The sequence below is a fragment of the Methylorubrum aminovorans genome, from assembly GCF_022179725.1.
Classification (GTDB): Bacteria; Pseudomonadota; Alphaproteobacteria; order Rhizobiales; family Beijerinckiaceae; genus Methylobacterium; species Methylobacterium aminovorans.
This window is the reverse complement of the sequence record NZ_BPRC01000062.1, coordinates 1-9,495: the sequence shown is the minus strand read 5'-3', so window position 1 is coordinate 9,495 and position 9,495 is coordinate 1. Positions and strand designations below refer to the sequence as shown.

At 64.1% G+C, this 9,495-nt stretch carries 11 protein-coding genes and 2 pseudogenes; 7 read left to right on the top strand and 6 right to left on the bottom strand.

All coding sequences use genetic code 11. The features are described 5' to 3' along the window. Positions 1-375: 375 nt before the first annotated feature. Positions 376-708: pseudogene (locus MFF24_RS28180) on the bottom strand (IS5-like element ISMex19 family transposase); the annotation flags it as partial. A 79-nt stretch (positions 709-787) separates the two neighbouring features. On the opposite strand from MFF24_RS28180, the gene MFF24_RS28175 reads away from it, so the two are divergent. Then, positions 788-1,816: an IS110 family RNA-guided transposase gene (locus tag MFF24_RS28175; RefSeq protein WP_238229162.1), complete on the top strand. Its 1,029-nt coding sequence runs from the start codon at positions 788-790 to the stop codon at positions 1,814-1,816. Between the two features lie 246 nt (positions 1,817-2,062). Here the strand turns inward: MFF24_RS28175 and MFF24_RS28170 are convergent. The 3 genes and pseudogenes from MFF24_RS28170 to MFF24_RS29175 form a co-directional block, all read right to left on the bottom strand. Continuing rightward, positions 2,063-2,395, bottom strand: a pseudogene (locus tag MFF24_RS28170) (IS5-like element ISMex19 family transposase); the annotation flags it as partial. Positions 2,396-2,454: 59 nt separating this feature from the next. After that, a complete protein-coding gene (locus MFF24_RS28165; protein ID WP_238229161.1) occupies positions 2,455-3,807 on the bottom strand; it encodes an IS701 family transposase in 1,353 nt (450 codons plus the stop codon). 164 nt (positions 3,808-3,971) lie between these two features. Then, entirely contained in the window at positions 3,972-4,268 is a 297-nt protein-coding gene (locus MFF24_RS29175) for an adenosylcobinamide amidohydrolase (protein WP_506302719.1), read from the bottom strand. A 179-nt stretch (positions 4,269-4,447) separates the two neighbouring features. On the opposite strand from MFF24_RS29175, the gene MFF24_RS28160 reads away from it, so the two are divergent. The 4 genes from MFF24_RS28160 to MFF24_RS28145 all read left to right on the top strand — a co-directional run bounded on the left by MFF24_RS28160 (position 4,448) and on the right by MFF24_RS28145 (position 6,681). After that, positions 4,448-4,879: a hypothetical protein gene (locus MFF24_RS28160; protein ID WP_238229160.1), complete on the top strand. Its 432-nt coding sequence runs from the start codon at positions 4,448-4,450 to the stop codon at positions 4,877-4,879. Positions 4,880-4,887: 8 nt separating this feature from the next. Then, positions 4,888-5,355: a hypothetical protein gene (locus MFF24_RS28155; RefSeq protein ID WP_238229159.1), complete on the top strand. Its 468-nt coding sequence runs from the start codon at positions 4,888-4,890 to the stop codon at positions 5,353-5,355. Between the two features lie 433 nt (positions 5,356-5,788). After that, on the top strand, positions 5,789-6,226 hold the full coding sequence (locus MFF24_RS28150; RefSeq protein ID WP_238229158.1) for a hypothetical protein: 438 nt from the start codon (positions 5,789-5,791) through the stop codon (positions 6,224-6,226). After that, positions 6,223-6,681, top strand: a complete 459-nt coding sequence (locus MFF24_RS28145) for a hypothetical protein (RefSeq protein ID WP_238229157.1) — start codon at positions 6,223-6,225, stop codon at positions 6,679-6,681. The genes MFF24_RS28150 and MFF24_RS28145 overlap by 4 nt, the downstream gene beginning before the upstream one ends. Positions 6,682-6,836: 155 nt before the next feature. Here the strand turns inward: MFF24_RS28145 and MFF24_RS28140 are convergent, their stop codons facing one another. Continuing rightward, positions 6,837-7,346 carry a P-loop NTPase family protein gene (locus MFF24_RS28140; RefSeq protein WP_238229156.1) on the bottom strand — a complete coding sequence of 170 codons (510 nt, stop codon included), beginning with the start codon at positions 7,344-7,346 and terminating at the stop codon, positions 6,837-6,839. 437 nt (positions 7,347-7,783) lie between these two features. Then, complete coding sequence (locus tag MFF24_RS28135; protein WP_238229155.1) at positions 7,784-8,395, bottom strand: recombinase family protein; 612 nt, start codon at positions 8,393-8,395, stop codon at positions 7,784-7,786. A 218-nt stretch (positions 8,396-8,613) separates the two neighbouring features. Between MFF24_RS28135 and MFF24_RS28130 the strand changes: the two genes are divergently transcribed. Beyond that, positions 8,614-8,862: an AbrB/MazE/SpoVT family DNA-binding domain-containing protein gene (locus MFF24_RS28130; RefSeq protein WP_238229154.1), complete on the top strand. Its 249-nt coding sequence runs from the start codon at positions 8,614-8,616 to the stop codon at positions 8,860-8,862. Positions 8,863-8,866: 4 nt separating this feature from the next. Then, a complete protein-coding gene (locus MFF24_RS28125) occupies positions 8,867-9,259 on the top strand; it encodes a type II toxin-antitoxin system VapC family toxin (RefSeq protein ID WP_238229153.1) in 393 nt (130 codons plus the stop codon). The last annotated feature ends 236 nt before the right edge of the window (positions 9,260-9,495 follow it).

Here is a 9,495-nt window from a genome sequence, read left to right as displayed (position 1 = left end):
CTCGGCTACCGCTCGCCCGTCGTCTACGAGCAGGAGACTGCGTCAGAACTGCCGATCGAGACCCTGCTCAGCCAAGCCCCCTGAACCGTCCACAAAAACGGGGCAATCCCATATGAGGCGTTCGCTGCCGAGGCGCACAGAAGTCGTTCACTGAGATCCGCTGGCGTGAAGCGGACAGAGGCGTCCCCGCCGGGACGCGAGCAGAGCCATCCCGGGTTGGGTCTTGTGGCCGGTGTAGAACCGGACCGCGCGTTCGACATGGTGAGCTCCGCTTCGAGACGCATGGTGCGGCGGTCGATAGGGGCCGACCGCGGAAACAACCACGATCCGGCGGTGACCACTCTCTCCGACTTGACGTCTGCAACGCGATCAAACAACGATCCAGCGATAGCGACCCAGCCGTTCGCTGCTCTCGATGCCACGCCGGGCAATCCGCGGTGTGATGCTGCGAGCCCGGCACTCGCACCGACAACGGCGATGGTCGTAGCCCTTGTCGGCATGCAGCTTGTCGGGTCTGCGCCGCGGGCGGCCGCGCCGACCCGTGCGCACGCCCGGTACCGCATCGAGCGTGGCGGCCAGCATACGGCTGTCGTTGCAGTTGGCCCCGCTCAGCGTCAGGCCGAGCGGCGTGCCCCTGGCATCCACGACGAGGTGGCGCTTCGTGCCCGGCTTACCCCGATCCGTCGGGTTCGGGCCCGTTGCACAGCCCCTTTATGGATGGCCCGCCCCTCACCGGGCCATCCTGCTAGGCTTGCAGGGTGGCCGAGATGAGTGATGGAGTGGAGCGATGACGATCGCGGTGCTGGGGATCGATCTGGGCAAGAACAGCTGCAGCCTCGTCGGGCTGGATGCGAGCGGACGGGTCGTTCTGCGTCGCCGGATGCGGCGCGAGACGGTGATCGCCTTCGGCGCGAAGCTGCCAGGGTGCGTCGTAGCGATGGAGGCGTGCTGCGGTGCGCACCACATGGGCCGAGCCCTCGTGGAGCAGGGACACACGGTCCGGCTGATGTCGCCGGAATACGTGCGCCCGTACGTCAAGGCGCAGAAGAACGACGACCGCGACGCCGAAGCCATCGCCGAGGCGGCCACCCGCCCGACGATGCGGTTCGTGGCACTCAAGTCCGAGGAGCAGCTCGACGTACAGACCCTGCACCGGGTGCGCGACCAACTCGTGGGCGAACGCACGGCGCTCATGAATCAGGTCCGCGCTATCCTCTTGGAGCGCGGCCATGTCGTCGCGCAGGGGCGGGCCAAGCTGGCCGCCTCTCTGACCGAGTTACTCGACACGGGGGCGGGCTCCTCGCTTACACCGCGCATGCGCACCCTGGTGGCGGAGGTGCGCGAGCGCTGGCAGGAGCTCGACCGGCGTATCACCGCGCTGGATGCCGAGTTCACCGAGCAGGCGCGTACGGACGAGAACGCGCGTCGGCTGACCACCATCCCGGGCATCGGCGCGCTTAATGCGACCGCGCTGATTGCGGCCATCGGCGACGTAGCAAGCTTCGCTCGCGGACGTGACCTAGCCGCTTGGCTCGGCCTCGTACCGCGGCAGGTGACGACCGGCGGGAAGCCCCGGCTGGTCGGCATCACCAAGCGCGGCAGCAAGTATCTGCGCAAGACGCTCATCCAGGGCGCTCGGGCCGCGATGCCGACGCTCCGGCAGGGTGATACGCGGCTCGGGCAGTGGCTGCGCGGGCTGCTGGAGCGGGCGCATGCCAACACGGCGGTGGTGGCCTTGGCAGCCAAGATGGCGCGCATCGTCTGGGCGCTTCTGCGCCACGGGCGGGTCTACGAGCCGGCGGCCGTGGCTGCCTGATCCGAGTTCGGCCCGCGCGGCGCGCCGGCCTTCCGATGTCTGCGAGCGGTGAAAGGAAGATGGCCTGACAGTCGATCGGTGTTCTGGAAGCCTCCCGGCAAAAATGGCGCTCGACGCCGACCCCTTTATGAGGCCCAGGACGCGCGGATCTCCATCTTGGCCAAGGGCTCGCCCGAAGGCCGGATACGTTTATGCAGACTGCTCAGACCAGCGTATCCAGAGCCACTTGCGGACGGGGCGGGCCATACGTTTGGCCGGCAGACTGGCGCTGTCGAGAGCCGCCCGCGACCAGTCGAGCGCATCGGCGTCCTGAAGTTGCTCCAGCATCACCCGGTGCAACGCGGCCCAGACGCCGGCCGCCTGCCATGTGCCCAGCCGCCGCCAACTCGTCTTGCCGCTGCAGCCCACCTCTGAACGCGGCAGGTGCTTCCACTGCATGCCGGACCGCAGCACCAAGATGATGCCGGCCAGCGCCGCCCGGTCAGAGGCACGAGGGCGACCGCCTTTCGGCTTCTCGGGCTCAGGCGGCAGAAGCGGCTCGACCACCGCCCAGAGATCGTCGGGTACGAGAGCGTCCATCCTCTCCCAACCCCATCAGCCGCGGTTTTGTCCCACGCTCTTAGCTCGTCTTTGGCCTTTCAGGCAGCGTGGCATAGGGCGTAGGCCCAGGGCGTCGGCAAAGTGAAGCGACGTTTTGTTCGGTCACTTCGCCCTCGTGACGTTGCCAAACCCTGTTCGCGCCAGATTGCATGACGGACCGCGGCGAGCGCGTCCGAGAAGGTGGGCTGTGGTTTGGGGTACCACGCGGTTGCTGCGACCCGCCGGCGCTCGCAGGCTGGGAGCCGCGTGGCAAGGAGGGTGACAATCGAGAATAGCGCCAGCAGGCAGGGGGTCGTGCGCGCGATGGCCCTGTCGGACCACTGCCGTTGCGTCTCGACGCCGAGATGAGCGCGCGCCTCTTGGAAGGTCACCTCGATTTGCCAGCGCTGTACGAACCATTCGATGATTTGAGCCGGGTTCTGTGCGAGATTGGTGCAGAGCAGCGCTTGAGGCATGAAGCGATGCTCGGGATCGCGGATCAGAACCCATCGGATCGGTACCGCTGGAAGGCCGGAATGGTGCCACACGGCGGTGTCCGTAGTGAGCTCGATCGTGCGCTCGCCCGTGCCATACCAGTTCGGCACGATAAGCCTTTGCCACCCGGTCGTCTTCGCAGTCAGGATCTTGGCCAGGGTGGAGAGCCGTGCACCCTTCTTGCGGGGGCGTCCGATCGTGCCTGGAGACCTCGGTGGAGCCGGATCGTAGAGCGCTGCATCAAGGCGCAGGCGCGTGACGGCAGTCACGCTGATGCGGCGCATGGCGTCGAGGAACAGCAGAGCCGAGAAGCCGCTGTCACCGACCAGCACGAGATCCCGCCTCGGGAGCCAGCGGCGGGCCTGAAGCACAAGCTGGCGTCCGACGTGGAGCAAGGGCTTATGCCGGCGGTGTTGCTCGCGACAGGCACGTTCCGACGGGACGAGAGCCGTGAGAAAGGGCAGCGCCCAGACCCGCCTGGCCCATGGAATTGGCCCCAGCAACATCAGGCTCATCCAGCGCAGGCCGCTCGTCTTGACGAAGTGAGCGTCCGACGAGCGGACGGGGTCGCGGTAAATGCCGCGTGCTCGGATGCGCCGGCCCCAGCGCCGCTCGATTGTGTCGTCGAGCCCCAGCACCACGGGACCGCGTGGCACGAAGGCATCGACGAGGAGGCGTAGCAGGATGCGTGCGCCGGTTCGTGGGCTCCAGGCCGCTCGACTGAGCACACGATGGAAGTTCACGAAGTGCCGCTCTTGGCTGCGGCCCGTGATGCGTAGCACGCTCGTGACGGTGCGGCGTCCCGGAGCCAGGATCGCGCCGATCAGAAGGACCTGCGCGTGCCGCCAGGAGCGCTGGACGAACAGCGGCGCGAAGGCGAGGATGATCCCGGCGAAGCGGGCGGGTAGCTGCGGCATGCGGTGTCTCTGGCGAGGGACACCACCAGCCTAGCCACCACGTCCGCTTCGTCACCTCATCGCGCTCAAACGCCCGCCAAATTGGCCAAAGACGAGCTTAGCTCCCGCCCGATGGGACGGAAGAACCTCGAACGCTAGGAATGGTAGGCGATCGCCGGGCAAACTCAACATGCTGTAGGATCGAGCTGTGGATTGTGCGGAGCGGCAAAGGATCCGCTTGCCTTCTGGCGGCACCATAGGGCGCCGCCCTCGCTAACCGCCGCGTAGACCGAGGCCCCGACCGTCTCGCCGATCGATGCGTGGAGACCGCCAAAGCGGGCGGGCTCGCCCTCAGCCGGCGCGGCGACGGTAATGCAATCCATGTCCGCTCCCGACCCGGCGCTCCCGTCGATCCGCAAGTCGGGCCGAGGATCGTGGCCGTCCGCGCGCCCTGCACAACGCCTGTTCAGAATCTTCGTCATCGTCCGGCCTCCCGACTGCATCGCGAGACCGGCGAACGCGGTCGAGCGGCACGGGTCACGCAAGCCCTCGGGCGAAGCGGGTTCTTCTTGGGCTCTCGAACCTGATCCGCACTTCCAAGGCAGGAAATCGCTCGAAGGGGGATTCGCCCTTTCCTCGGCCATGGTAGCGTCGCCGCACCGTGCCGATCCGCCCCGAACACCGCCACTTCTACCCAATCGACTGGCCGCAGCTCTCGGCGGTGATCCGCTTCGGCCGGGCCGGCGGGCGCTGCGAGGCCTGCGGGCGCCCGCATGGGCAGCTGATCGTCTGCCTCGACGAGGGCACTTGGTACGACGCCGAGGCCGGGCACTGGCGCACCGGCCGCGGTCGGCCCCTACGCCGCCCACCCGGGCTCGAGGCGCTGTCCCGGGCTCGGTTGACGGTGCCGATCCTGGCGACCTGCCACCGCGCCCACGACACCAGCCTGAACGGCGACAAGGATCTCGCGGCCTGGTGCCAGCGCTGCCACCTGATCCATGACCGGCCCGAGCACTTACGCCGACGGCGGATCACATATCTGCGCCGCCGGGCGCTCGGCGACCTGTTCCTCGGGCCGTATCCGGTATCGTGATGCGCAGGATGGCTTCATCCGACCGCCATCGCCTGGCCACACAGATGCAGGGCAAAGATCGCGACCTGCTCGCGGCGTTCCTGCTCGACAATGGGACCGGGGTCGGTCTCAACCCGTTCCCGTCGACCACGGCGGGCGCGGCGCGCCAGAACTGCGCCGGGCTGGCGTTCGAATATCCGATCCTCGGTGTTCAGTCGGCCGGGCTGACGTGCTTGCTGAAGGCACTGACGGCTTTGCCGCCCGCCACGCGGCTGACGCGGCGCATCCTGAGATCCGCGTCTCACACCTGTATCGTGCTGATGAGGGAAGACGGTGCGTGCGTCGGGGCGTACCTCTACGCAAAGGCGGGCGTGCCTCTGCCTGTGTTCGCCTGTCCGACTACGGGATCGACGCCGCGCAAGAGCCGGGGTCGACAGTCGACAGCTCGGCGACAGCTCACGGCTCAGCAACTCGACCTGTTCGTCGACGTGGCTTGAGGGCCCTTCGGGCGACATTCGTCGAGCAGCAAAAGCCAGCTCGGCCGACCATAGTGACACGCTCCGTCTGTTTGCCGGCCAGATGCATGAAAGGGGCCGGCGACCCGTCCGATGCGGGTTTGTTCACCGACCATCCGCCTTGGGGGATGTAGCGGCCTCGATGCCTGCGCGTTGGCGCTCCAGGAAGGGGTGCGCACCTTTTCGTGGGCCGCGCGATGTGGCCGTCACCCGGAGGCCGAAACCCGGAACGGGGTTCGGGGAGCGCAGCGAGTAGGACACGGTCCCGAAGGGACGCGCTCGAAACGAACTCACCCGCCATGCGTTCCATCAAGATCGGATTGGAGATCCGCGCTTGAAAAGCCTCCGACGACGGTAGAACCTCCAACTCGAAATGAGTGACTTCAGACCACGATAGCGGCAGCTTGGCGGCACCATGATACAAGAGATTATCCAGCCGGAGGCTGAACCAATCGATGCGCGTTATGTGCAAACTCGTGTCGAAGACTGGGTTTCACGGCTCGACGCACTGTATAGCGACCTTACCGCATGGCTCCCACCAGGCTATCGCGCAGAGCACTCCCAAGGCGTCACGATGAACGAGGAGATGATGCGGAAGTATGGTGTTCAGCCACGACAGCTTCCTGTCCTCAACGTGTTCGAGGGCGAAGCTTGGAAGGCAAAAGTGATTCCGTTCGGTCTCTGGGTCATTGGGGCTAATGGTCGCCTCGATGTACTTGTAGGCGATAAGAAGAAGATCATTGTCGGCGGTGAACGAGGCGAGGAAGTACCGACTTGGCGGATCGCTTCCAACGATGGCCGCTCGGCTCTCAAGGGATTGACCCGCGAAAGCTGGATCGAGGCACTACAATGAAGCTTGTCGCCGAGATATTGGCAACATTCAACGAAATCGACAGTCATCTCACCAGCATATACAATGCCGCAATCAATGCCAATGACTCGGCGGCACAACAGGCCATAGCCGACAAGCGAGTCCTGACGGAGAATGCCTTTTTTGTTTTATTATGGGGCCAATTAGAAAACGAGATCAATGACAGGGTCGGCAAAATGATTGCCGCAGGAAACTCTGAAAGCAAATTTGAGACACGCAGGTTGTTCTATAATCTAGATCTCGATCGGATGAAATTCGAAGACAGGCTGGCCTTGGTGGCCGACAAACATGCCGGGCCTGGAAGCGCCTGGAAAAAAGCGATCACCTACTACAGCTTAAGAAACAATATCGCCCACGGAAACAGCGATAGATCAGGCGTATCATTTCTCACGGTAGTTCCGGATTTTTATGATATCCAGTCAAAGTTGATATCTTAGCAAATCTCAGATCATTTTTGGAAATGAGCATGGTCACCTGCGAAAGCGTCAGCGATCTCCTCGAAGGCGCAGGCGGCCTCGCTCCCATCAGGGTCGAGCGATCGTTCGTTAACAGCGAAGAAGCCGTCAAGGCCGGATTAGGTACGCGCGCATCGTTAGATGGTCGTCAAGAACTTTGCGATCTGATCCGGCTCTTTAAGATGCAGAACCGTTTCCGCCTTTGCCCATCGAGCTAATTCCGCGTCAACGCGGCTGCGTCTGGTTGCCTCAAATCGCCACACGTCTCGCACAAGCTCTAGCGTGTTCCTGAAATTACCTTCTTTGCATCCGGCAGGAAGATCAGGTCTATCTTTGATCCCCATACTTCTTAAGATGACGCGGGTCGCGCAAATCATCCGAGGCGTATCAAGCCAGACGTTGAGATCGGCTTGAGGAATGCGCAGATCAAATGTCTTGGTTGCATAGTTGCCCTCACAAACCCAAGCGTCTCCGCTGACAGCGCGGGCAACACGCTGCCGGAACACTCGCGTATCAGCCTCTTGCCAATCTGGCTCCCAAAACATCTTATCTAAATAAACAACTGGAATTTGTAGACGCTCACCAATCATCCGCGCCAATGTTGACTTACCACTTCCAGAATTGCCCAGAATGTTGATGCGCTTCATTCGATCGAGAATTCCGGTTCCGGGGACAAGGTTCGTTCCGAGGTCGGGTGGCCGCCTCAACATGAGCGTTCGTAGCCGAAGCCGCCCCAATTTCACAGCCGCGCGGGTCTGAGATCAGCTGCAACGATCGCTCCGGGGTCGGCCCCAACTTGCGTCCCGGCAGGACGCCTCCCTCGCGAGAGCGGGGTGGAGCGAAGGGTCAGGCTGCCGCCGTCTCCCGCCGCTCGAACTCGGTGCCGTCCGTTCAGATCGCGTGTAGCACACACCCTTGTCTCCGCGAGGGAAACGTCAAGGCCGACGTAGCTCGTCATGGGGGCTGTTCCTACGTCGAAAGCCACAGCAAGCGCCTGACCGTGCGCTTCATCAAGCGCCAACGCGGCGGTAGCTGTTACCCCATGTCTCCTGAAGCCCGTGCTTCAATCCTCCGGGGGCAGCTCTCAAGCGGTCTTCGAGTCGATCGAGACGAAGTCATGTGGGAGGCCGGAGGTACTCTGCACATTGGGCTCATCCAGAGCCCGATAGACGCTCCTACGTGAGACTTTGAGGGCTCGTGCGATGGCGGTCGGCCCCTCCCCTTCCGCGTGGCGTCGCCGGATCTCCTCTTCGGGCACGGATCTCGGCCGGCCCTTGCCGGCGTAGACCCCGGCCGCCTTGGCGGCCTCGATGCCAGCGCGCTGGCGCTCCAGGATGAACTTGCGCTCCATCTCCGCCACCATGCCGAGCACGGTCACCACGATCCGCCCGACGTCACCGCCGGTGGTCAGCTCGGGATCGAGGATGCGCAGGGAGGCGCCCTTCTGGTCGAGGTCGTGGACGAGGTTGAGAACGTCGCGAGTCGAGCGGCCGAGCCGATCGAGGCGGACCACCACCAACTCGTCGCCCTCGCGCAGAAACTGCATCACGGTGGCCAGCTCCGGCCGATCGTCGGCGGATTTGCCCGACATCTTCTCCGAGCGGATCACGGTGCAGCCGGCGGCCTTCAGCTTCTCGAGTTGGATGGTGAGGTCCTGATCGGTGGAGGAGACGCGGGCATAGCCGAAACGGGCCATTCGGGGCTCTCAAACGTGCCAAAAAGGTGGCTTGCGCACCACCCTTGACGCATAAATCAAAACTGACCCTTTTGCTACTCGTTTGCGGCGTGCCACGAGACCGGCGCGGAACGGTATACCCTATTTGCACGCACTGTCGCCCGATCGAAGCCACTCCCTGGCAACCCAGGCCGTTTGGGTATAATATGCGCTCGGCTACTCATATGACAGGACAGGCAATGGAATCACGTTCCACCAAAATCGTCGATGGTGGCAAACTTGTCATCCCTGCCAGCTTCCGGCGCGAACTCGGGCTTCAGATCGGCGATACCGTTGTCATGGAAGTGGTAGATGGCGAGCTTCGAGTCCGTTCGCGCGATGCCGCCATCGCCGAGATCCAGAAGCTCGTTCGGAGCTTTGTTCCCGAAGGGGTCAGTGTGGTCGATGAGCTGATCACCGACCGGCGAGCCGAAGCGGCCAAAGAGTGAGAGCATGGCAGTGACCTACGCTTTGGACGCTTCGGCCTTGCTGTGCCTCTTCAATCAGGAAGAGGGTCAGGATCGCGTCCATGCAGTGCTGACCGATTCGGTCATATCTTCCGTCAACTACTCCGAGGTGATCGCCAAGCTCGTAGAGCGCGGCGGTCCCGTTGCGACGATCAGCCGGGCGCTGGACCACCTGCACCTCGCGGTGATCGAGTTCGATCGCGCGCAGGCCGTCGAGGCCGGTGCGCTGCGACAGGCCACGCGCCAGGCGGGCCTGTCCTTCGGCGACCGCTCCTGCCTGGCGCTGGCGAAGTCCCGCGGCCTCGTCGCCCTCACGGCGGATCAAGCCTGGGCGCATCTGGACGATGCCGTCGGCGTCGAGGTCCAGTTGGTGCGCTGAACCGATGGCAGGCGCCGCGGCCCTCGAGGCGATCGCAAGCGGGCTCAACGAGCGGCAGCGCGCCTATCTGCTGGCTGCCTACGTCGAGGACCAGACGCGAGAGGCGAGGCAGAGAGGACCGGGCGGTGACGTCCCCCCATCGCTTTGGTCCGGCGTGAGTGCGAGTTTTCCGGTTGTGTGAGCCCCTGAGGGGAGGAGCAGAGCCGTGAAGAAGAGCAGGTTCACCGAAGAGCAGA